24 protein-coding genes are annotated in these 23,298 nt (G+C 50.5%); 5 read left to right on the top strand and 19 right to left on the bottom strand.

The window, feature by feature from the left end; genetic code table 11:
* Positions 1-40: 40 nt before the first annotated feature.
* The 4 genes from OMQ46_RS04440 to OMQ46_RS04425 all read right to left on the bottom strand — a co-directional run bounded on the left by OMQ46_RS04440 (position 41) and on the right by OMQ46_RS04425 (position 3,972).
* On the bottom strand, positions 41-1,489 hold the full coding sequence (locus OMQ46_RS04440) for an HDOD domain-containing protein (RefSeq protein WP_266235493.1): 1,449 nt from the start codon (positions 1,487-1,489) through the stop codon (positions 41-43).
* A 2-nt stretch (positions 1,490-1,491) separates the two neighbouring features.
* Entirely contained in the window at positions 1,492-2,406 is a 915-nt protein-coding gene (locus OMQ46_RS04435) for a 5'-nucleotidase (RefSeq protein ID WP_266235495.1), read from the bottom strand.
* 16 nt (positions 2,407-2,422) lie between these two features.
* Positions 2,423-2,959, bottom strand: coding sequence for a nuclease-related domain-containing protein (locus OMQ46_RS04430; protein WP_266235497.1), 537 nt, complete (start codon positions 2,957-2,959; stop codon positions 2,423-2,425).
* A gap of 74 nt (positions 2,960-3,033) precedes the next feature.
* Positions 3,034-3,972, bottom strand: a complete 939-nt coding sequence (locus OMQ46_RS04425; RefSeq protein ID WP_266235499.1) for a cation diffusion facilitator family transporter — start codon at positions 3,970-3,972, stop codon at positions 3,034-3,036.
* Positions 3,973-4,055: 83 nt separating this feature from the next.
* Between OMQ46_RS04425 and OMQ46_RS04420 the strand changes: the two genes are divergently transcribed.
* Positions 4,056-5,690, top strand: coding sequence for an alpha-D-glucose phosphate-specific phosphoglucomutase (locus tag OMQ46_RS04420; protein ID WP_266235501.1), 1,635 nt, complete (start codon positions 4,056-4,058; stop codon positions 5,688-5,690).
* Positions 5,691-5,703: 13 nt separating this feature from the next.
* A complete protein-coding gene (locus OMQ46_RS04415) occupies positions 5,704-6,294 on the top strand; it encodes a Maf family protein (protein WP_266235872.1) in 591 nt (196 codons plus the stop codon).
* Between the two features lie 2 nt (positions 6,295-6,296).
* Here OMQ46_RS04415 and OMQ46_RS04410 read toward each other — a convergent pair whose 3' ends face one another.
* A complete protein-coding gene (locus OMQ46_RS04410; protein ID WP_266235504.1) occupies positions 6,297-6,716 on the bottom strand; it encodes a hypothetical protein in 420 nt (139 codons plus the stop codon).
* Positions 6,717-6,913: 197 nt separating this feature from the next.
* Between OMQ46_RS04410 and OMQ46_RS04405 the strand changes: the two genes are divergently transcribed.
* The gene (locus tag OMQ46_RS04405) at positions 6,914-7,909 is read left to right on the top strand and encodes an aminoglycoside phosphotransferase family protein (protein WP_266235506.1); all 996 of its coding nucleotides are present in this window, start codon (positions 6,914-6,916) and stop codon (positions 7,907-7,909) included.
* Positions 7,906-8,583 (top strand): N-acetylmuramate alpha-1-phosphate uridylyltransferase MurU, encoded by a 678-nt coding sequence (murU, locus tag OMQ46_RS04400; protein ID WP_266235507.1) that lies wholly within the window; start codon positions 7,906-7,908, stop codon positions 8,581-8,583. The genes OMQ46_RS04405 and murU overlap by 4 nt, the downstream gene beginning before the upstream one ends.
* On the opposite strand, the gene argF is transcribed toward murU, so the two are convergent.
* The 10 genes from argF to OMQ46_RS04350 all read right to left on the bottom strand — a co-directional run bounded on the left by argF (position 8,569) and on the right by OMQ46_RS04350 (position 18,425).
* On the bottom strand, positions 8,569-9,468 hold the full coding sequence (gene argF, locus OMQ46_RS04395) for an ornithine carbamoyltransferase (protein WP_266235509.1): 900 nt from the start codon (positions 9,466-9,468) through the stop codon (positions 8,569-8,571). The genes murU and argF overlap by 15 nt on opposite strands.
* Before the next feature lie 2 nt (positions 9,469-9,470).
* Positions 9,471-10,670, bottom strand: a complete 1,200-nt coding sequence (locus tag OMQ46_RS04390; protein WP_266235511.1) for an aspartate aminotransferase family protein — start codon at positions 10,668-10,670, stop codon at positions 9,471-9,473.
* 156 nt (positions 10,671-10,826) lie between these two features.
* A complete protein-coding gene (sodB, locus tag OMQ46_RS04385) occupies positions 10,827-11,408 on the bottom strand; it encodes a superoxide dismutase [Fe] (RefSeq protein ID WP_266235513.1) in 582 nt (193 codons plus the stop codon).
* A 155-nt stretch (positions 11,409-11,563) separates the two neighbouring features.
* Positions 11,564-12,034: a ribosomal protein S18-alanine N-acetyltransferase gene (rimI, locus tag OMQ46_RS04380; RefSeq protein WP_266235515.1), complete on the bottom strand. Its 471-nt coding sequence runs from the start codon at positions 12,032-12,034 to the stop codon at positions 11,564-11,566.
* A 12-nt stretch (positions 12,035-12,046) separates the two neighbouring features.
* Positions 12,047-12,544, bottom strand: a complete 498-nt coding sequence (locus tag OMQ46_RS04375; RefSeq protein ID WP_266235516.1) for a DNA polymerase III subunit psi — start codon at positions 12,542-12,544, stop codon at positions 12,047-12,049.
* Complete coding sequence (locus OMQ46_RS04370; RefSeq protein ID WP_266235518.1) at positions 12,544-14,076, bottom strand: 2-isopropylmalate synthase; 1,533 nt, start codon at positions 14,074-14,076, stop codon at positions 12,544-12,546. The genes OMQ46_RS04375 and OMQ46_RS04370 overlap by 1 nt, the downstream gene beginning before the upstream one ends.
* 191 nt (positions 14,077-14,267) lie before the next feature.
* Positions 14,268-15,011, bottom strand: coding sequence for a CDP-diacylglycerol--serine O-phosphatidyltransferase (pssA, locus tag OMQ46_RS04365; RefSeq protein ID WP_266235520.1), 744 nt, complete (start codon positions 15,009-15,011; stop codon positions 14,268-14,270).
* A 111-nt stretch (positions 15,012-15,122) separates the two neighbouring features.
* The gene (ilvC, locus tag OMQ46_RS04360; protein WP_266235932.1) at positions 15,123-16,136 is read right to left on the bottom strand and encodes a ketol-acid reductoisomerase; all 1,014 of its coding nucleotides are present in this window, start codon (positions 16,134-16,136) and stop codon (positions 15,123-15,125) included.
* Positions 16,137-16,186: 50 nt separating this feature from the next.
* Positions 16,187-16,681 carry an acetolactate synthase small subunit gene (gene ilvN, locus OMQ46_RS04355; RefSeq protein WP_266235521.1) on the bottom strand — a complete coding sequence of 165 codons (495 nt, stop codon included), beginning with the start codon at positions 16,679-16,681 and terminating at the stop codon, positions 16,187-16,189.
* A gap of 1 nt (position 16,682) precedes the next feature.
* On the bottom strand, positions 16,683-18,425 hold the full coding sequence (locus OMQ46_RS04350; protein ID WP_266235523.1) for an acetolactate synthase 3 large subunit: 1,743 nt from the start codon (positions 18,423-18,425) through the stop codon (positions 16,683-16,685).
* Positions 18,426-18,583: 158 nt separating this feature from the next.
* Here OMQ46_RS04350 and pyrC point away from each other — a divergent pair, with 158 nt between their 5' ends.
* Positions 18,584-19,633, top strand: coding sequence for a dihydroorotase (gene pyrC, locus OMQ46_RS04345; RefSeq protein ID WP_266235524.1), 1,050 nt, complete (start codon positions 18,584-18,586; stop codon positions 19,631-19,633).
* On the opposite strand, the gene OMQ46_RS04340 is transcribed toward pyrC, so the two are convergent.
* From OMQ46_RS04340 to bamC, 4 genes are all read right to left on the bottom strand, one after another.
* Entirely contained in the window at positions 19,622-20,599 is a 978-nt protein-coding gene (locus OMQ46_RS04340; RefSeq protein ID WP_266235526.1) for a sensor domain-containing diguanylate cyclase, read from the bottom strand. The two genes, pyrC and OMQ46_RS04340, sit on opposite strands and share 12 nt — an antisense overlap.
* Positions 20,600-20,754: 155 nt before the next feature.
* Positions 20,755-21,465, bottom strand: a complete 711-nt coding sequence (purC, locus tag OMQ46_RS04335; RefSeq protein WP_266235528.1) for a phosphoribosylaminoimidazolesuccinocarboxamide synthase — start codon at positions 21,463-21,465, stop codon at positions 20,755-20,757.
* Positions 21,466-21,476: 11 nt separating this feature from the next.
* Positions 21,477-22,244, bottom strand: coding sequence for an MBL fold metallo-hydrolase (locus tag OMQ46_RS04330; protein WP_266235530.1), 768 nt, complete (start codon positions 22,242-22,244; stop codon positions 21,477-21,479).
* Complete coding sequence (gene bamC / locus OMQ46_RS04325) at positions 22,244-23,275, bottom strand: outer membrane protein assembly factor BamC (protein WP_266235531.1); 1,032 nt, start codon at positions 23,273-23,275, stop codon at positions 22,244-22,246. Before bamC ends, OMQ46_RS04330 begins: the two co-directional genes overlap by 1 nt.
* Positions 23,276-23,298 lie beyond the last annotated feature (23 nt).

The raw sequence follows: 23,298 nt of genomic DNA, 5'->3' as shown, positions 1-23,298 counted from the left end.
TGAAGAAGTCCGACATTATAGCTAGTCGGCCGGGATAAAACTACCCTTGCATGGCCAAAATGGTTAAGCCCATATTCGCCTGCTGACAGAATTGTTGAAATGCCAGAAAGTCCGTCTCCGTTAGTAAGCGGCCGCTGGCGTTTCTATCAGCAATGAAGAGGCCGATGACTTTATTTTTCACTATTGCCGGCATCACCATGTAGGGTGGCTTGCCAAGCAGCTTTAGCGTGTCTTTGGACAAGGTGCCCCCTAATTGCGCTGGATCCCCGGGCAGTAGACGCGGCTTCTGCGTCTCGATGATCTGATGAAAGACATTTTCAGGGCGTCTGACATCAATCAGCAGTTTCTCTCTCAACAACTCAGCATCATCGGCAAACAGATATTTACAACTGAGGTGGCTTCTCTCAGGATTGAGCATCATAAATATTGCTCTGTCCGTCCCCACACCGCGATAAATACCTTCAAGCACCATTTCCAGAATAATGCCAATCTTGGGCCGCTCCTGAATCGTCGCTGAAATCTCCTGCATCACGGTCATTTGATAATGAATGTCTGGCTCTGGGTAGCTGGCAGCGATTATCGAATCGTCCTGCATTTCAGCCTTCTCTGAATCCTCCTCAGTCACCGGCACAGGGATAGCTTCACTGGCTGTTTTGCTACCATACAACTCGGTGACTTCCCTGGCTTGACGGGCGTTCTCAAAGACATGTCTGCGTAACTCGGCAACTTCCACATCAAAATGATCTGCCAGTTCATGAATTTTCAGTTCGGCTTCAGTGCTATCCCAGCCTGCTCTGGCGGCATCAGCAAGACTAAGACCGGCATTAATACAGGCTGCTTTGTTAGCTTCCAGCCTTTTATAAAGATAATCACTGACCACATCACCAAGATGCCATTCATGACTCAATGCCTTAGTCAGCTCAACAAGCTCAAAACCGAGTACGACCTTCTCCGCCTCCGCTTCTTGGATTCCCTCCTCCAGCAGAGAAAGCAATTCATCTGCCTGCTTGCCGGCAAAGGCCCAGAAAGCCATATTTCCCAGCCGTGACAACAATGTTGCAACAAACAGATCCTCGGGATCACCGGCATGGCTAATTTTGGCAAACTCCTGCGCCTGGGCGGCAGCATGAAAAGCGCCGGCCATTTCGGTAATGAGTTTTTGTCGCTGATGTCCCCGGTTCAGGCTATCCACCAGTACCATCGAGAATGTCAGCGCGCGTACCTGTTCAAACCCCATAACCATCACAGCCCGGGAAACAGTATTAATAGTCTGGTTGGTGGGGTTGAAATGAAAACTATTGACGACTTTGAGGACCCGGCCAGTCAGTGAAGCATCACGCAACACGACATTAGCCACATCTGATGCCGATGTATCCTCACTGTTTAATACGGCACTGACTTCGGCCACGGTACCGGAAAACACCGGCATATCTTTTTCACTGAGCTGTTTAATCCAGTTTTGGACAGCCCGACTTCTCTGAACGACCAATCTCAGTCCTGCTCAACAATGGTTTTTTTATTGGCAATGCCATGAGGAACATGCCCGGTGGCAACATGCTCCTTGGCCGAATGGCAATGCTGTTCCTGATCATCAAAGAAAATATCCGCACCGAAAGCCTTCAGGAACGGTCCCTTGGCCTTACCACCCAGGAATATCGCTTCGTCGATACGAATATCCCAGGCTCGCAGGGTTCTGATCACACGCTCATGCGCCGGTGCTGAACGTGCAGTGACCAGAGCAGTACGGATAGGGGCATCATTCTCCGGATATTCTGTCTGAATACGGTTCAGCGCCATCAGGAAATCTTTGAAGGGGCCACCCGGTAAAGGCTCTCTGGCTGTTTGCGTTTCATTTTCAGTAAAGGCTTCCAATCCTTTTTCTTTGTAAATCTTTTCAGAGTCATCAGAAAACACCACCGCATCGCCATCGAATGCAATACGCAGTTCTTCCGATTCGGGGTTATTGCCCACATTGGAAGGCAGAATCGTGGCGGCAGCGATACCGGCCTCCAGCGCCATAGCTACATCTTCCGGACTGGTAGAGAGAAACAGGTTGGCACCAAACGGTGCCACATAGCGGTAAGGACTGCTGCCTGAAGTAAACACAGCACGGATAATCGATAACTCGTGATGCTGGATCGAGTTGAATACCCGAAGGCCGGTGTCAGCGCTGTTACGAGACAAGAGAATGATTTCCACCTTGGGCGTCTTGGGATTATTATCATTTAATGCCAGCAATTTACGAGCAAGATTGAAGGCGCCACCCGGTGCCAAAGGCACATCCTCATTTTCAATCTGATGCCGACAATAGGCTTCAGTACCCTGCTCTTCGAATATGCGATGGCTTTCGTCGAGATCAAACAAAGCTCGGGATGAAATTGCCACAACTAGCGGTTTAGTTTCCATCAGGATCACGTTTCTCTCAATCTACCTGACCGTTTTTTCGGCCAATACGTAAAATTCTTTCCCATACATTGACACTGCCTCCTGACATCTTGGGCGCTTCCAGAATCGCTTGCAAGTCCTGCTCCAGGCTTTGCACTGTCGAAACATTGTCTGGTTTACCTTTGGGAAAGTCACAGTGTCCAGTAAATATCACGCGATAGAAAATAGGAATTTTCGGTGCCAATGGTTGAAGTGCATACTTCGCATTCTGAATGTGGTGCAGCGGGTTGGCAAACTTGAAACTGCGCCCGTCTATGATTTGAGTCCACTGATCAATTTGTTCAGCACCGAAAAGGTGCCCATTCATCGGATAGGTTTCTATAATCAGCAGACCTCTGTCGGTCAGAATCAGTCGATCCAGCTCCATCAAACCACCAATTCCATCAGGGATCACGATAGACCGGACTTCATCCAGCTTATATCTGCGCAGGATTTTGTCGAGATGGCGCGCTTTACGGGTTTGATTCAGACGGCGACGGACAAGAGAAGCGAACAAAGCTAATAACGCTAGCACTGCAATGCACAGCAGTAGCATGGTTGAGTCTGACTTAAAGATAACTGTGTCCCCTTCGATTTTACGAGGCGGAATTATACGAGATTGCTTTCACTTTGTGCGTTATTTCCTGCTTGCAGACCGGGGGGCATGTGTGTCACTGGATCTTCGTGAATGATGACCTCTGCATCATCAAACAATTCCGCTACTTTTTTCTCCAGTTCATCCGCTATGGAATGCGCCTGTCTCAGTGAGAGATTTTCATTGAGTTCCAGATGAAGCTGGACAAACACTGTATTGCCAGACTGACGGGTTCTCAGATCATGAAAACCAATCGCATCAGGATGCTGGGTAATCAGTGCGCCTATTTTCTGTCTGTCCTCATCCGGCAACTCATGATCCATTAGCAGGTTCACCGCCTCGCGAACGATCTGCCAGGCGCTGTACAAAATAAACAAAGCGATGCCGATGGCAAACAGGGGATCGACAAAATCCCAACCATAATAGGTCAGCAGCAATGCCACAATGACGCTGGCGTTGACCAGCAGGTCCGTTTTGTAATGCAGAGCATCCGCTTTTATCGCTGTTGAGTCCGTGCGTCTAATCACATAACGTTGAAAACTAATTAAAGCCAGTGTCGCCACAATAGACAAGAGCATGACACCAAGTCCGAGTTGCAGCCCTTTTTCGAGCGGTTGCGGATTGATCAGCCGACTGATGCCCTGCAGCAGCAGAATACCGGCTGAGCCGGCAATGAACATCGATTGTCCAAGCCCCGCCAGGGCTTCAGCCTTACCATGCCCGAAACGATGCTCGCGGTCAGCCGGTTGCAGCGCGTGATGGACAGCGATGAGATTCACAATGGAAGCCAGTACATCCAGGCTGGAATCGACCAGTGTGGCGAGAATACTGACCGAATCACTGATAAACCAGGCGACCAGTTTGGCCAGGATCAGCGTCACCGCGGTCGCCACAGAAGCGTAGGTAGCAAGGCGCAACAAACGCGCTCTATCAATCTGTTGAGGCTTATTCATGGAGTCAGTATAGTTAATCGAAAAGTTAGGCTGAGTCTAACAACAAACCCGCAATGATGCTCGAATTCAACCAGGAATGATTTATGGCCTTTACGACGGTGAGAACCGCCCCTTTCGATGACCAGAAACCCGGCACATCCGGTCTACGTAAAAAAGTTAAAACCTTTCAGCAAGCCCACTACCTGGAGAACTTCGTCCAATCGACTTTTGATTCACTGACAGACTGTCAGGGGCAGACGCTGGTCGTTGGCGGGGATGGCCGTTATTACAACCAGACCGCCATCCAAATTATTCTGAAAATGGCGGCAGCCAATGGTTTCAGTCATGTCTGGGTGGGGCAGAACGGCATCCTCTCTACCCCGGCCGCTTCCTGTGTTATTCGCAAATATCAGGCATTCGGCGGCATCATTCTCTCCGCAAGCCATAACCCGGCCGGTGTGAATGGTGATTTCGGTATCAAGTTTAACACCGCTAACGGCGGTCCGGCGCCGGAGTCCATCACCGGGGCGATTTTCAATCACAGCCGCCATATCAGCGAATATCGAATCAGTGATTGCGCTGACATCAACTTGACTGAGATTGGCACCCAGACACTGGATGGCATGACGGTTGAAGTGATCGATTCGGTCTCGGATTACGCCGAACTGATGGCCAGCCTGTTTGATTTTGATGCCATCCATGACTTACTGACCGGCGGCAACTTTAAAATGCGCTTTGACGCCATGCATGCCGTCACCGGGCCATACGCGACGGAAATACTGGAAAATCGCCTGGGCGCACCGAAAGGTACGGTGATCAACGGTATACCACTGCCTGATTTCGGCGAAGGCCACCCGGATCCCAATCTGACTTATGCTGAAGAACTGGTTACCGAGATGTTTTCGGATAATGCACCTGATTTCGGCGCTGCCTCCGACGGTGACGGCGACAGGAATATGATTCTGGGTGACAACATCTTTGTCACGCCGTCTGACAGTCTCGCCATTCTGGCCGCCAACGCGTCTCTCGTACCCGCCTATAAAGCTGGACTCAAGGGCGTAGCCCGCTCAATGCCAACCAGTCAGGCAGTAGACAGAGTCGCTGAGAAGCTTGGCATTGAATCACACGAAACGCCCACCGGCTGGAAATTTTTCGGTAATCTGCTGGATGCTGATCGTGCCACCCTCTGCGGGGAAGAAAGCTTCGGCACCGGTTCCAACCATATCAGGGAAAAAGACGGCCTTTGGGCAGTGCTGTTCTGGCTCAATATTCTGGCAGCCCGTGCCATCCCCGTCGCTGAAGTTGTCAATCGCCATTGGCAGGAATTTGGTCGCAATTACTACACCCGTCATGATTACGAATCGATCCCCAGCGAGCAGGCCGAAGCTTTGATGCTGCATCTGGAACAACAGTTGGCAGATTTGCCCGGCAGACAGATTGATGGCCGAACGGTCGAATATGCTGATAACTTCAGCTATCGTGACCCGGTTGATAATAGTGTTGCTGACAAACAAGGCATTCGAGTCGGGTTTGAAGGCGGCGATCGCATTATTTATCGCTTATCCGGCACGGGGACTGAAGGGGCTACCTTAAGAGTCTATATCGAGTCTTATCAGGCTGATCAGAGTAAACAACGGCTGGACACTCAGCAGGCTCTGGCCGATTTGATTGAACTCGCGGAATCATTAGCCATGATTCGTGATCTGACCGGACGCACCGCGCCCACTGTAATTACCTGAAGGCTATTAAAGCATGCAACAACTTATCCTGGGTTCAAGCTCGCCGTTCCGGGCTGAGCTTCTGAACAAACTTGGTCTGACTTTTATTCAGGTTTCACCTGATATTGATGAAACGCCGCAATCGGATGAATCACCAGCAACACTGGTACAGAGGCTGGCAGAAAGCAAAGCCCGTGAGATTGCACGTACACATCCGGAAGCACTGATCATCGGGTCTGATCAGGTCGCAGTGATTGATGATGATATTCTGGGAAAACCCGGCAACCATCAGAATGCGATGGCTCAGCTGAAAAGCGCTTCCGGGCGAAAAGTCACATTCCTGACCGGCCTTGCGTTACTGAATGCAAAGAATGGCCATATTCAGTCATCAGTAGAACCTTTCAGCGTTCACTTCAGAACTTTGACAGACAACCAGATTGACTTCTATCTGAAAAAAGAACAACCCTATCAGTGTGCCGGCAGTTTCAAGTCTGAAGGCTTTGGCATCAGCCTGTTTTCAAAACTGGATGGGGAGGATCCCAACACACTGATAGGATTACCGTTGAGACGTCTGATTCAGATGCTGCAGCACGAGGACATTGATGTACTGCAACTGAATCACTAGCGTTATTCGGCCGATTCTGCCTCTGCGTCCTGTTTTATTTTCTCAGCATTACTGGCTGCTTGGGCTTGAGCTGCCAGGTTATTCATGGTTTTGGTCATTAACTGACGGGCAGCTCGGGTCCGCATGGTTTTTGCCATACCCTCAACCAGCGCAGGTTCAACCTGATTGTCGGTCAAATGTGCTTTGAGGGCATCGAGGTGGGTTTCACAGTTCTGCATGATCTGATCGGCGGCAGCCTGACCGCTTTCGATTTCAGGCAATGATTGCAGTCGGGTCTGCATCATGCAGCTATTGTACTGAGTCAGGATGCTGTACATTTTGTCAGATGCCTGCTCAGATAGGTCACCGGGAGTGACGTAATCCTGAGCCAGGGCCATACTGGAAGCTGTCAGCAAGGCGGCGGAAAATAAGAATTTGTTCATTGCTACTCCGATATTACTTATGGTTTAGTACGCTATTACCTCGCATCATTGACAGGCAATGCGGGAAATAATTCCCTGATGATACATGAACAATTCTGATTCAGCAGCCGGGTCAGTTACAGCGCTTGAGACAGTCCTCAACGTAGAAACAATAATTTATTAAAATCAGCGTGATATAGAACAATTCCAACGAAAACATGAAGATTGATTTAGACTCTGATCCGCGTCTTCGGCAGGTCAATGAATGGCTGACGGCGATACTACCCGACCGCGACTTCGAGCTGAAAGTGGCTTCCAGCGACGCCAGTTTCCGCCGCTACTTCCGCGTCTATCAGCATGGCCAGAGTCGGATCGTGATGGATGCCCCCCCTGAACATGAAGATATCGAGGCTTTTGTGCGCGTCGCCGAATTCCTGGCTGGCTCAGGCACACATGTACCTCATATCTATGCGAGAAATGTTGAACTGGGATTTCTGCTGCTCAGTGATCTGGGCACGACCTCTTATTTGTCAGCACTCAATCAGGATTCCGCCGATCGACTCTACCAGGCAGCGATTGATGAAATCATCAAAATGCAATTGGCGCCGGTTTCTGAGATCGAGCTGCCCGCTTATGACGATGAAAAATTACTGAGCGAAATGCGCCTGTTTCCTGACTGGTTTCTGGAGCGACATTTATCCCTCGCTGTTCCATCGGATCTGGATTCGATATTTGAGCTTCTGCTAGACAACGCCAATAGCCAACCACAATTTTTTGTCCATCGCGACTACCATAGTCGAAATCTGATGCTGGGACCGGATAATGAAGTCGGTGTTATCGACTTTCAGGACGCGGTGATTGGACCTGCTACTTACGATCTGGTGTCCTTGCTACGCGATTGTTACGTCGAGTGGCCACAAACCAAGATCGAGCAATGGCTCGATTATTATTATCAGCAGGCGCAGAATCAACAATTGATGACCGGAATTGACAGGTCAGCTTTTGTCCGCTGGTTTGATCTGATGGGACTACAACGTCATCTCAAGGTCCTGGGCATTTTCTGCCGCCTTAATTACCGTGATGGTAAATCCGGTTATATGAAGGATTTGCCACTGACACTGAAATACGTGTTGCAGGTAACCGCGCGTTATCCGGCACTCGCTTCACTGCATCAGTTTTTAACCCAATCCCCAAAAATCATGGCCATCTTATGAAAGCAATGATCCTCGCGGCCGGTCGCGGTGAAAGGCTGCGTCCGCTGACTGATACCACCCCGAAACCGCTGATTAAAGCAGGTCCCAGGCGGCTGATTGAGTATCTGATTGAAGGACTGGTCAAAGCCGGGTTCGATGATCTGATTATTAACTACGCCCATCTTGGCGAACAATTTCCGACAACACTGGGTGACGGTCAGGATTATGGTGCCAGAATCCGTTACTCACCGGAACTCGAAGGCGGACTGGAGACAGCGGGCGGAATTATTAATGCCCTGCCCTTGCTGGGTGACGAACCATTTCTGGTGGTGAATGGCGATATCTGGACTGATTTTGATTTTGGGCAACTGGCAGGTTTTCAGCTGGATGCTGACAAACTCTGTCATCTGGTACTGGTTGATAATCCACCGCATAATCCGGAGGGTGATTTTGCTCTGGATAAGACAGGTAACGTACAGGTCAACAATGCTGATAAGGCCACATTCAGTGGCATAGGCATTTATCGTCCAGAGATGTTTGCCGGTCTGAAGAACGAAAAACGTCCACTCAAACCCTTATTTGATCAAGCCATTACCCGACAGCAAGTTTCAGGTCAGCACTATCATGGCCAGTGGTCAGATATCGGCACGGTTGAGCGCCTGCAACAGCTTGAGGCTGACTTACTCGCCGATTAGGAATTCCAGCAGGGCCTTCTGTGCATGCAGTCGGTTTTCGGCCTCGTCCCAAACCACACTCTGCGGTCCATCGATCACTTCAGCGCTGACTTCTTCACCGCGATGAGCCGGCAGACAATGCATAAATAAGGCGTCTGTATTCGCCAGCGCCATGATAGTCTCGTTAACCTGAAAGCCGGCAAAAGCCTGTTCACGTTTGCGCTGCTCTTCTTCCTGTCCCATGCTCGCCCAGACATCGGTGACAACCAGATCAACACCCTCTGCTGCCGCTTTGGGATCATTGAACAACTGCACATCGGCTTTGCTGGCTTCAACAATGGCCGAATCCGGTTCGTAACCTTCAGGTGTCGCAATATTCAGCGTAAAGCCGAACTGTTCAGCTGCATTGATGTAGGAGTGGCACATATTATTGCCATCACCGATCCAGACAACTTTCTTACCCTTGATATCACCCCGGTGCTCCTGGTAAGTCTGCATATCTGCCAGTAACTGACAAGGGTGATACTCATCAGTCAGGGCATTAATCACCGGCACTGAGGAGTATTTGGCAAAAGTTTCAATTTTACTATGGGCAAAAGTGCGAATCATCACCGCATCCACCATACTGGAAATGACTCTGGCTGAGTCTTCCAGCGGCTCTCCGCGCCCCAGTTGCGTGTCGTCCGGTGACAGAAAAATCGAGCCACCACCAAACTGAATCATCGCCGACTCGAAAGAAACCCGGGTACGAGTTGAGGATTTCTCAAAAATCATCGCCAGCACTTTGCCTTTCAGTGGCTGGTAAATGTCCCCGTGTTTGTGCAGTTTCTTTAGTTCTCCAGCACGTTGAATCAGCAGTTTCAGTTCCGCCGGAGTCAGGTCTTTCAGAGTCAGGAAATGTTTCATTTTCAGGCTACGCTCTCAACAGCGTGGGATGACAAAAAGTCGAGTACCAGTCTGCAGACTTTATCCACGATAAGCTCGGCTTCTTCTGCATTGATGATCATCGGTGGTAACAGACGTATGACGGACTCAGCCGTGACGTTGATTAACAGGCCTTCAGCGAGCGCCTGTTTGACCAGAGGCGCACAGGGCATACTCAGTTCAATACCGAACATAAAACCCAGTCCACGAACATCCTTGACCCCCTCCTGGCCGGCCAGTCTGTCCTTAAACGCGTTCAGCATCTGCTGACTGAGCGTGGCAACATGATTGAGCAGTTGTTCCTGCTCAATCGTGTCCAGCACGGCGAGGGCGGCACTGCAAACCAGCGGGTTGCCACCAAAGGTGGAGCCATGGTTACCAGCTTGTAAGACACCGACGGCAGGACCAGCGACCAGACAGGCACCAATCGGCACACCGTTGCCCAGTCCCTTAGCCAGCGTCATCACGTCGGGTAGCAGTTCATCATTGTGCTGAAAAGCAAACCACTGACCGGTACGGCCAACCCCGGTCTGCACTTCATCCAGCATCATCAGCAATTTACGCTGTGTGCAAATAGCACGGACACCAGCCAGAAAATCGGGTTCCGGCACTTTGACACCGCCCTCACCCTGAACGGGTTCAACCAGTACTGCCACCGCTTCCGGCCAATGACCAATTGCCATACGCAGCGCATCCAGGTCGTTGTAGGGTACGCGGACAAAACCAGGCAATAACGGGTCAAATCCAACTTGGACCTTGGCATTGCCGGTTGCTGTCAGGGTGGCCATGGTACGGCCATGGAAGCTGCCATCCATCACGATAATGACCGGCTTTTCAATGCCCTTGCTATGGCCGTACTTACGGGCAATTTTGATTGCCGCTTCATTAGCTTCAGCACCGGAATTGGAAAAGAATACCTGCTCCATGCCGGACAGTTCGGTGAGTTTATCAGCCAACTGCGTCTGTAAGGGGATGTGGTACATATTGGAGGTGTGCACCAGGGTTTCAACCTGATGTTGAACAGCCCGGGTCACAGCAGGATGACAATGGCCAAGATTGCAGACAGCAATACCACTCAGTGCATCGAGATACTGCTTGTCATTGATGTCTGTTAACCAGGCGCCTTTTCCACTGGCGAAAGCCACATCGAGTCGCCCATAAGTCGGCATAACCGAATTTGTCATGGCTGAAAACTCCTTGCCCTGACGGCATGAAAACCGGGTCTTTTTCAGACCTTTGAAACGAAAAATGGCAGTTTCTGACGAAACTGCCATCAATCAAAAAAGCGGTATTTTATAAGTTAACGGGAGAGAAGTAAACTGACGCCCCTCCCGCTATTCTCAGGCCGCGTAGTTGGCTTCAACAAAGTCCCAGTTAACCAGGCCCCAGAAGGCTTCCAGGTACTTAGGGCGCGCGTTGCGATAGTCGATGTAATAAGCATGTTCCCAGACGTCAACTGTCAGCAGTGGTGTCTGTCCTTCAGTCAGTGGGCAACCGGCATTGCTGGTATTAACGATGGCGATGCTACCGTCTTTGTTTTTCACCAGCCAGGTCCAGCCTGAACCGAAGTTGGTGGCTGCAGATTTGCTGAAGTCTTCTTTAAATTTGTCGAAAGAACCAAAGGTTTTATCAATGTCAGCGGCCAGATCACCCGATGGTGCGCCTTTGGCATCAGGTGTCATGCAGTTCCAGTAGAAGGTGTGGTTCCAGACCTGAGCTGCATTGTTAAAGATACCGCCACTGGCTGAAGTAATGATGTCTTCCAGAGACTTGCCTTCAAATTCAGTACCAGGTACCAGGTTGTTCAGGTTATTCACATAGGTTTGGTGATGCTTACCATAGTGATATTCGAGCGTTTCAGCTGAAATCGTTGGTTCCAGAGCGTTTTGTGCATAAGGAAGTGGTGGCAATTCAAAAGCCATATTTTTATCTCCTAAATGTGAAAAAAATAACCGAGTAATTAAGTCAATTAGTCTAAAAGAGCCCCTGCGCTATAGCAAGTGCTCATAAGTAGTACTGCCGTCTATTCATTGACGGTTTTTGATGACTGGCCTTAATAATGACAGCAGTGCTGCCGCTAAATTCCGCCGAAAATCGACTGCGACGAGAGATCCAGCCCCATCAAAATGGCATCCTCCCTGCCCTGCTCAGCCGGGTAATAGCCCCTGCGTATCGACATTTCGTTGAATCCCAGCTGGTGATAAAGCTGCTGTGCGCGGAAATTGGATTGTCTGACCTCCAGTACCACCAGATTGGCGGAGCGTGTCAGGGCATGGTCAATCACATGCTCAAGAATACGACGACCATAACCTTGCCTTTGCATCTCGGGTCTGACGCAGATATTGAGCAGATGCGCTTCATCAATCACCAGTTGCACAATGGCATAACCGATAACGACATCAAAAGCGTCACAGTAAACCCAGCAAAAATGGCCCGCATCAAGACTGTCCGCGAAATTCTTTCTGCTCCAGGGAAAGCGATTCGCCGCTTTCTCAATAGCATGCACCTCAAACAGATCGTCTTCAAGCATGACACGCGGAAGCATCATTTCAGGACCTTTTCAGAACACAGGGCTCAGATGTTTCAGTGCCTGCCAGGCTGCCGCTTTAAGGGATGGCTGCTGCAGCATCTCCTCCAGGCTGAAACAGGCTAAAAACTGCGCCTGATACTGGCTGACAGTCTCAGGATTGTCAGGGGACAAATCAGGCATCAGTTCAGCAGTTATGTCACTCCCCAACAGCAGCACCGACTTATTGGCCATGCTGGCGGTATTAATCTGTTCGAACTCCCTGCTGGTTAAACTCAGTACCTGATCTTGAGTGAGTCTTGCAGCCTTTAGCATCGCATTAAATAAACGCTTCGCGGCCTCTGACATGGCCTGTGCTTGTGTTACCACAATCAGCTTGACTGGGGCAGCAACATTGATATCTGACTGCTCAATCTCGACAGGCGTTTCTGCTGCTCCCTGCTGCGGGTTCTCAGGCTCCGAGCGCCGAAGCGCCCAAAGCTGAATACCCATATCAGCCAGAATCCGTTGTTGTGAGTTCGAGAGCTGCATCAGACCTGTGGATGGGCTCTTTCTACATGCGCCAGAATTTTATTCAGGGCGTTAAGGTAGGCCTTGGCCGAGGCAATCACGATATCGGTATCAGCCCCTTGACCACTGACAATGCGACCGCCTTTTTCCAGACGTACATTAACTTCACCCTGGGCATCAGTGCCGGTGGTGATATTGCTGACTGAATACAACTGCAGTTCTGTATGACTCTGCACAATCGCTTCGATGGCTTTGTAAGCCGCGTCTACCTGGCCACTGCCACTCATCTGGGTATGGACTTCATCACCATCCACCGACAGCGTGACATTGGCTACCGGCGTTTCCCCGGTTTCACTGCAGACCTTTAATGACACCAGGGTTATACGCTCATCTGTAGCCGCTACCACATCACTGACCAACGCCTGAAGATCCTCATCAAAGATCTCATGCTTTTTATCAGCGAGTTCCTTGAACCGGGTAAAGGCCGCATTAAGCTCTGCCTCCGACTCCAGTTCGATGCCCAGTTCCTGCAGACGGCTGCGGAAAGCATTTCGACCGGAATGTTTGCCCAGAACCATGCGGTTGGTGTTCCAACCGACATCTTCGGCACGCATGATTTCGTAGGTTTCACGGTTTTTGAGCACGCCATCCTGATGAATACCGGACTCGTGGGCAAAGGCATTGGCGCCGACAATGGCTTTATTGGGCTGGACCACAAAACCGGTTACCCCGGAAACCAGGCGTGAAGCGGCCAGAATGTGCTGGGTATCGATATGGGTATCACAGGGAAACATATCCTGACGGGTGCGGACTGCCATCACCACTTCTTCCAGTGCCGCATTACCGGCACGCTCACCCAGGCCGTTAATGGTGCATTCAACCTGACGGGCACCGCTCATCACTGCTGACAGCGAGTTGGCAACAGCCAGGCCCAGGTCATTATGACAATGCACTGAGAACACAGCTTTATCGGCATTGGGAATGCGTTCACGCAGCGTGGCAATCAAGGAACCAAACTGATGCGGCAAGTTATAGCCCACCGTATCCGGAATATTGAGTGTGGTCGCACCCGCATCAATAACCGCTTCCAGAATCCGGCACAGGAAATCGATATCACTACGGCCAGCATCTTCCGGTGAAAACTCGACATCGTCAGTGTACTGACGGGCGTGTTTCACTGCTTTGACTGCATTTTCCACCACTTGATCGGGCTCCATTCGCAGCTTCATTTTCATGTGAATCGGCGAGGTGGCGATAAAAGTATGTATGCGAGAGGCGTTGGCCGGTTTGAGTGCTTCACCGGCACGGTCAATATCGGCTTCCAGCGCCCGGGACAAACTACAGATACGGCTGTCTTTAACGGCTTTCGCCACCGCCTGTACCGCTTCAAAGTCACCCTGACTGGCAATGGCAAAACCAGCCTCAATCACATCCACGCGCATGCGTTCCAGCGCTTTAGCGATCCGGACTTTTTCATCCTTGGTCATCGACGCGCCGGGGCTCTGCTCACCGTCACGCAATGTGGTATCAAAAATAATTAACTGGTCTGTCATTTTCCTGCTCCGTATGCAGACGTTGCGCCGTCATTAAGTCCGGCCGGCCGGACAACATTCAAGTCTGTTCTGGTATTCGCAGGACTGAAATCTGGTTTTTGGGCCATCGTCGGCATCACGCTGATTGGTTTTTGCACCTAAAGTGCATCGCTATGCGTTAAATATTAGGGCTAAAAGCCTCGTCTGCCAAGTTATTTGCCGGTGTTACGTTCACTACGATGTTGACGCAGTTTAAACAGGGTAAATACCGGACCGGAAACAGCATAGACCAGAAAAGCTGAAAACAGGATCAGCGGTGGGTCATTGGCGATCAGGGCAAAAATAAGTACCAGGGCCAGCATCTTGATAAAAGGCACCCGATTTTTCAAATCCAGTTCCTTGAAGCTGTAGTAGCGCATGGAACTGACCATCAAAATCGCCGCGAAAAACGTAATGGGCACCGCCACATTGCTGACCAGCGCTGGATCCAACCCCCGGTCGGTACCCAGCCAGACCCAGCCAGCTACACAGGCTGCAGCAGCAGGACTCGGCAGACCCTGGAAATAACGTTTATCAGCAGTGCCGATCTGGGTGTTAAAGCGAGCAAGACGCAAGGCGCCACAGGCAGCATAGATAAAGGCAATCATCCAGCCGAATTTGCCCATATCAAGCAAAGCCCAGAGGAACACGACCAGCGCTGGTGCCAGGCCGAAGGCGACCATATCAGACAGACTGTCATATTCAGCACCGAAGGCGCTTTGTGTATTAGTCATTCTGGCGATACGGCCGTCCAGTCCATCCATGATCATCGCCACAAATATGGCGATAGCAGCAGCATCAAAATCCTGCCGGATTGCCGCGATAATGGCATAGAAACCGGCAAATAAACCTGCTGTTGTGAACAAATTCGGCAACAGGTAAATACCGCGTCGCTGCTGTTTGTCACTACTGACCATGAATACACTCCCTGATATCGAATAAAAGCATTATGACATCTGCGCTATACAAACAAAACGGGGACGGTCGTTTGCACAACCGTCCCCGTTCTTGACACGTGAAAAAGTCTTTTAGTTTTTAGACTTATCGACGATCTTTTGGATCCAGGGCATCATCGCACGCAGTTTTTCACCGGTTTGTTCAATCGGGTGTTCTGCATTCAGGCGGCGCATCGCGGTCATTTCAGGGTAACCGGACTGACCTTCCTGAATGAATTGTTTGGCGTATTTACCTTCCTGAATATTCTTCAGTGCTTCGCGCATCGCCCAACGACTCTCTTCGTTGATAACGCGTGGGCCGGTAACATACTCGCCATACTCGGCATTGTTGGAGATCGAGTAGTTCATGTTGGCGATACCACCTTCGTACATCAGGTCCACGATCAGTTTCAGTTCGTGCAGACATTCGAAGTAAGCCATTTCCGGCGCGTAACCGGCTTCTACCAGGGTTTCAAAACCGGCTTTAACCAGTTCAACGGCGCCACCACACAGAACAGCCTGTTCACCGAACAGGTCGGTTTCAGTTTCGTCACGGAAAGTGGTCTCGATGATACCGGTACGACCGCCACCGACGCCTGAAGCATAAGACAGAGCGATGTCTTTTGCTTTACCGGAAGCATCCTGTTCGATAGCAATCAGGTCAGGGATACCGCCGCCTTTGACAAATTCACTGCGGACAGTGTGACCCGGTGCTTTCGGTGCAATCATGATGACATCCAGATCACTACGCGGTGCGATTTGGTTGTAGACGATGGCAAAACCGTGAGCAAAGGCCAGAACCGCACCCTGTTTCAGGTTAGGTTCGATTTCCTGTTTGTAGAGTTGAGACTGGAATTCATCCGGTGTCAGTACCATGACCAGGTCAGCGCCTTTAACGGCTTCAGCCACGTTGTCAGAGACTTTCAGGCCAGCACCTTCGGCTTTGGCGATAGAAGATGAACCGGGACGCAGCGCGACAGTGACATCAACGCCAGAGTCTTTCAGGTTGCAGGCGTGGGCATGGCCCTGGGAACCGTAACCGATAATAGTGACTTTCATGCCCTGGATGATGGACAGGTCACAATCTTTATCGTAATAGATGTTCAAACTCATGATTGAATTCCTTAGATTTTTTTCTTAAAGCGAAAGGGTGTTAATTACAGGTGCAGACTTTTCTCACCACGGGCAATACCAGTGACACCGCTACGCACGGTTTCAATGATTTTGTGCTCAGCCAGGGCATCAATAAATGAGTCCAGCTTGGCACAGGCACCGGTCAGCTCGATAGTGTATGTCGAGGTTGTAACGTCAATGATGTGACCACGGAAAATATCCGCCAGGCGTTTCACATCTTCACGCTGAGCCATGGAAGATGCCTTGACTTTGATCAGCATCATTTCACGCTCAATGTGTGGTCCTTCAGTCAGATCCAGCAGTTTCACCACATCAACCAGCTTGTTCAGCTGCTTGGTGATTTGCTCGATAATGCGTTCGGTACCCGATGTCACGATGGTCATACGAGACAGCGTCGGGTCTTCGGTAGGCGCGACAGTCAAGGATTCGATGTTGTAACCCCGTGCAGAGAACAAACCGGCCACACGCGACAATGCCCCTGCTTCGTTTTCGATCAGGATGGAAATGATGTGACGCATGTTAAGACAGCTCCCTCTCTGGGTCTTGTGGTGGTTCACAGTAAGGCGACATATGCATGTCGTTATGTGCCTTACCCTGGGCAATCATCGGGTACACGTTTTCAGTCTGGTCAGTCACGATATCGAAGAACACCAGACGATCTTTCATCGCAAAACCGCGTTCCAGTTCTTTGCGCAGATCTTCCGGCTTCTCAATACGGATACCAACATGACCATAACTCTCGGTCAGCTTGACGAAATCCGGCAATGACTCCATGTAGGAATGCGAGTAACGGTTTTCATAGAAAAATTCCTGCCACTGACGCACCATACCGAGATAACGATTATTGAGGGCAACAATCTTAACCGGCAAACCGTATTGCAGACAGGTTGACAGTTCCTGAATACACATCTGAATACTGCCCTCCCCCGTGACACAGATAACCGTATCTTCAGGGAAAGCAAACTGCACGCCCATAGCAGCCGGCAGACCAAAGCCCATGGTGCCGAGACCACCGGAATTAATCCAGCGGTTAGGTTCATCAAAGCCGTAGTACTGTGCCGCCCACATCTGATGCTGACCGACGTCAGAAGTCACATAGGCATCGCCATTGGTGATCTCATGGATCATCTCAACGACCATCTGCGGTTTGATCTTGTCGCTGTTGCGGTCATAGGACAGGCACTTCATTCCACGCCAGCCGTTGATTTCCGCCCACCAGGCATCAATCGCCTTCTTGTCGGGTGACTTCTTGGTGGTTTCCAACAAGCCGTTCATTTCCTGCAATACATCAGGCACACTGCCTACGATTGGGATATCAACGGTAATCGTTTTTGAAATCGATGACGGGTCAATATCGATATGAATGATCTTGGCATCCGGGCAGAACTCGGCAATTTTGCCAGTAACCCGGTCATCAAAACGTGCACCGATAGCAATCAAGACATCGCAGTCATGCATCGCCATGTTGGCTTCGTAGGTACCGTGCATGCCCAGCATACCAATGAATTGCTCATCACTGGATGGGTAAGCCCCCAGCCCCATCAGGGTACTGGTAATCGGATAACCCAGCTTGCGCACAAACTTGCGAAGTTCTTCTGAACCTTTGCCCAATACCACACCGCCACCGGTGTAAATCATCGGTTTCTTGGCAGACAGAAGCAGATCCACCGCGCGCTTGATCTGACCGCTATGGCCTTTCAAGGTCGGCTGGTAAGAACGCATCTGAACCGTTTCCGGGTAGTGGTATGGAATCTTGATATTCGGATCAGTAATGTCTTTCGGTACGTCGACTACAACCGGACCGGGACGGCCAGTGGTCGCAACATAGAAAGCTTTCTTAACGGTTTCCGCCAGATCATTAATGTCTTTAACCAGAAAGTTATGTTTGACGCACGGACGGGTGATACCCACGGCATCGACTTCTTGGAAGGCATCACTACCGATGTTGGCAGTCGCGACCTGACCGGTAATAACCACCATAGGAATAGAGTCCATATAGGCAGTGGCAATACCGGTAACGGCATTGGTAGCACCAGGACCCGATGTGACTAAGACGACACCAGGCTTACCTGTAGCCCGTGCATAACCATCTGCTGCATGCGTCGCTGCCTGTTCGTGGCGCACCAGGACGTGTTTGACATCCTCCTGGTTATACAGTGCATCGTAGATATGCAGCACTGCACCGCCCGGATAACCGAACAGGAAATCGACACCTTCGTCTTTGAGACACTGAACCAGTATCTCGCCACCGCTTAATTCCACGTGTTTCCCTCTTAATCTCGTCACGAGAAGCTTAAAAACATCAAACGTGTAAAGTTACTTGTAATGCGTGATAAGGTCAAGAACAAGCGCTGTTGCCCTTCGAGCGCGGATCACAAGTTTTTCAGCTTAAGCTATTTGCTATGGCATAATTCGCGGCTATGACACAAATAAAACCAACTGAAATTACCCTCACCCGTCCCGACGACTGGCATCTCCACTTGCGGGACGATTCTGCACTTTCCCGCACCGTGCCCGACACCGCGCGCGTATTCGCCCGTGCGATTGTGATGCCTAATTTACGCCCGCCGGTGACGACTGTCGACATGGCCCGGGATTATCGTCAGCGCATCATGGCCGCATTGCCTGAAGACAGTGTATTTCAGCCATTAATGACCCTGTACCTGACAGACAACACCCGCGCCGATGAAATTCACCGCGCCAAAGACAGCGGGTTTGTTCATGCTGTCAAACTTTACCCGGCCGGTGCAACCACCAATTCCGATGCCGGTGTCACTGACCTCAAACATTGCCACGCTGCTTTGGAAGCCATGCAGGAGCGCGGCGTTCCACTGCTGGTTCATGGTGAGGTCACCAGTGCCGATATCGACGTCTTTGATCGCGAAAAAGTCTTCATCGACCGCGTGCTGCAACCGCTGTTAAAAGACTTTCCTGAACTTAAAGTCGTGTTCGAACATATCACCACTGCCGATGCCGCGGTGTTTGTTGCCGAAGCGGAAGATCGTATCGCTGCCACCATCACACCACATCACTTGCTGCTGAACCGCAATGATCTGCTGGTTGGTGGTATTCACCCGCATCATTACTGTTTGCCGGTATTAAAGCGCAATACCCATCAACAGGCGTTGATTCAGGCGGCGACCAGTGGCAGTCCCAAGTTCTTTCTGGGGACTGACAGTGCACCACACCCGCGTGCAGGCAAAGAGAGTAGTTGCGGCTGCGCAGGTATTTACAGTGCTCATGCGGCTATTGAGCTCTACGCTGAAGCGTTTGAAATGGCCGGCGCGCTGGACAAACTGGAAGGCTTTGCCAGCTTACATGGCCCTGACTTTTATGGTCTGCCCAGAAATACCGACAACATCACCCTGACCAAACAAAACTGGCAGGTGCCGGATAAGTTGAGTTTCGCCGGTGATGAATTGGTACCGATGCGGGCAGGCGGGCTGATTGGCTGGCAACTAACGGCCTGATTGTTCTTTTTTCGATCGGTTTTTGCGCTGGTACATCAACTGATCGCCCTCGGCCAGCAGATCGTCCAGATCCTGATGTTTAGCTGGATCGAAATGAACCACGCCATGAGAGTATGCAATTTTGTAATCCAGCGGTTGCTCACGGTTGGCCTGCTCGACCATGCCGGTAAAGCGGGTGAGAATCTTGTCTACATCTGATTTGTTTGTGTTAGGCAGGAGCAGCGCGAACTCGTCACCGCCAATCCGGGCAGCAATATCGCTCTGCCGACAGATCTTTTTCAGCATACTGGAGAAAGTTTTCAATGCCTTGTCACCCTCGGCATGACCGAATTGGTCATTGATAGGTTTGAAGTTATTCAGATCAAGAAACACCAGGCTGACAGGTAAATTCTGACGCTGACACAGACTCAGCGCCTGATTGGCATTTGAGAAAAAACCGCGGCGGTTCGGAATTTCAGTCAATTCATCGACTGTCGCCAATTGCACAGCCTGAATTTCATGTTCGACGATCTTTGCCAGATCTTCGAGTATAAGGCGCTCACGGCGACTGAAGTGACGGGGCTTGGAATCCAGAAGGCAAAGCGTCCCCAGTTTCTTACCATCAAGGTAGCGAATTGGATAGCCAGCGTAGAAGCGAATATGAGGCTCACCGATGACCAGCGGATTATCTGCAAAGCGCGGATCCTGGTGTGTATCTTCAATCACGAACGCTTCATCGCCGAGAATGGCATGACCGCAAAAAGAGACATCTCTGTCTGTCTCTGTCAGATTCGCTCCCTGGCAGGACTTGAACCACTGACGGTTTTCATCAACCAGACTCACCAACGCAACAGGGACTTCAAACACATGCAATGCCAGTCGGGTCAGTCTGTCGAAACGCTCGTCCCTGTCAGTATCAAGAAGATTCAGCGACCTCAGCGTGACGATGCGTGATTCTTCATCAACCGGTTTTGCTGGAATTTGCATACGGGCTCCATTTACTGACTGAATTGCAACATAACACACTCTGACACAAGAACTGTCACCATAACTCCAGTCGATTATGTGAAACAGCGCACAGAAATAAAAAACCCCGAGCCAGGGCTCAGGGTTTGTTTACTTGAATTTGTTTGAATCAGGACTCAGAGTGGTACACCAATGCGCTGAGCGACTTCTTCATAAGCCTCAATAACACCGCCCAGGCCTTGCCTGAAACGATCCTTATCCAACTTCTTGCGGGTTTCGGCGTCCCATAAACGACAACCATCCGGACTAAACTCGTCACCCAGATAGACGGCCCCTTTAAACAGACCAAACTCCAGCTTGTAATCGACCAGAATCATACCCGCATCAGCAAACAGCTTCTTCAAAAGCTCATTAACTTTGAACGTTAACGCTTTCATTTCATTGACTTCTTCAGGCTTTGCCCAGCCAAATGTTTCGATGTGATACTCATTAACCATGGGGTCATGCAGCGCGTCATTTTTGAGGAAAAATTCAAACACCGGCGGCGTCAGTTCCATACCATCTTCCACCCCCAGACGACGGACCAGACTGCCGGATGCCACATTACGCACCACACATTCAACCGGAATCATCTTCATATTTTTGACCAGAGACTCGGTATCATTGAGCCGTTTTTCAAAATGAGTCGGCACGCCGTTATCGGCAAGATACTGCATGATGTGAGCATTGAATTTATTATTGACTTCACCTTTTCGGCTCAGCTGTTCAACTTTTTCCCCGTCAAAGGCGGATGTATCGTCTCTGAAACTCAGGACCACGTAATCATTGTCATCAGTGGCAAAAACGCTTTTGGCCTTGCCTGAGTACAGTTCTTGTTTCTTTTCCATTGCTATTCTCTTTATCGAGTGACCAGTTCGCGCCAGCCAAAGCCAGCATTCTGTTCAGCGACACCTATCCAGTTTTCTTCACACTGCAGGGCCCTAGCCAGTAACGGGACGACAATCGACGGACAGTTGTTCTTTTCCGAGATATGCATCGCCATGATGTGTTGTAATTTCGAGGTGTCAATTTTCTCAAGTAATGTGGCAGATTGCACGTTATTTAAATGCCCCAGCCGACCGCCGACCCGACGTTTCAAATGCTCGGGATACTCACCCTGCTCCAGCATTGTGACGTCGTGGTTGGTTTCCAGCAACAGACCGTCGCAGGCGTTGAGTGTCTCTTCGATCAACGGCGTGATGGAGCCCACATCGGTGAGCAGGCCCAAACGGTGCAAACCGCTGCTGAAGACGAACTGACTGGGTTCACGGGCATCATGTGGCACCGGGAATGGCTCCACCTCAATATCGTTGAGGGTGAAGCGCTCATGACAGTTGAACTCGCGAATATGGGTAGCGATATCTGCGGGCAGGCATCCTGCTGTACCGGGCGTAGCATAGACTGGCAGACGATGCTTGCGGGCCATGACCCTGACACCAGCCATGTGATCGGCATGTTCATGAGTAATCAGAATCGCTGTGAGCGAAGGCGCATCAATATCAAGCTGATGCAGTCTTTTCTCAGCTTCACGAGCAGAAAAACCACAATCAATCATGAGCGTGGTTTTTCCGTGCGTGACTATGGTTGCATTACCTCGACTACCGCTACCGAGGGACGCAAAACGCATTAGGGTGCAAGCTGCTCCTGAATCAGATTCAACAGGCGTTTGGCAGTATCACTGGAGGTACGCTTCTCTTCCGCGTCCATGACCACCACTCGTGTATCTGATGCCTCTGAAATCAGTTTGATGTAGTAATACTCTTCCGGCTTTTCTTCTACTTCATCACGCCAGAAAGCGAGACCACTGAAGAAACCCTTTTCTTCCTGCTCGATTTCCTTGAATGGATCGATGTAACGCACAAAGTAGTAACCCAGGCTGCGATCGCGATCTTCAACAGAGAAACCTTTGCTGTCCAGAACGCGACCGACACGACGCCAGGCAGTCTGGAAATCCTGTTCGATAAACAGACTTTGTTGACCGCCCTCTTCATCGATCAACAGCACGCGGGCAGTTTCTTCCGGTGGGGGTGCAGGCTGGGCGATGCGCATTTCCTGTACGTCTTCTTTGTACAGGGTACCCAGATAATCGGCGAGCTGACGCAGTGTTGCTTCATTCTTCTGAGAGTTAGTCCGGGTTTCATCCACGGCGCTTAAGTAAACTTTGGATTGTTTGGAGGTATCGCCCCGTTCCATGCGAATGCGATAAGCATAGCCATCGGCATCTGGCGCTGTATCCATCAGGCCAATACGACTGTCGATGCGTGCTATAGCCAGGCCCTGGGTGGCCCAGAACTCCTGAATACGCTGCCATGTCACGTCCCGCTCACCGGGTACAACAAGGTGACGGCTTGCCCCTTCACCCGCCAGAGACGGTTTTTTATCTGGCTGTATGTTGTATTTGGCAGCGAGCGGATTATTTGAGGCTTCCTCAAACTCTGAATAGGTGGCCGTCGAATCTTTCTCACCGGCAATAACATCATTGATGCGGTTGGTACTCAGCTCAGGCGGCACGTCCAGTGGCGGCATGGTTTCGGCACGACGATATTCCTGCGTGTTGTCAGGCACCACCTGGTCCAGATTTGAAAATGCGCCACAAGCACTCAGTACGGACGCCATCATGACGACCAGCGATGTTTGTTTGAAATGTTTCGCGTTCATTTAATAAAGTTCACCCATTTATT

This window comes from Methylophaga sp. OBS1, from assembly GCF_026319365.1.
Note: the sequence above shows the minus strand (reverse complement) of the source record. Positions and strands in the feature narration are given on the sequence as shown.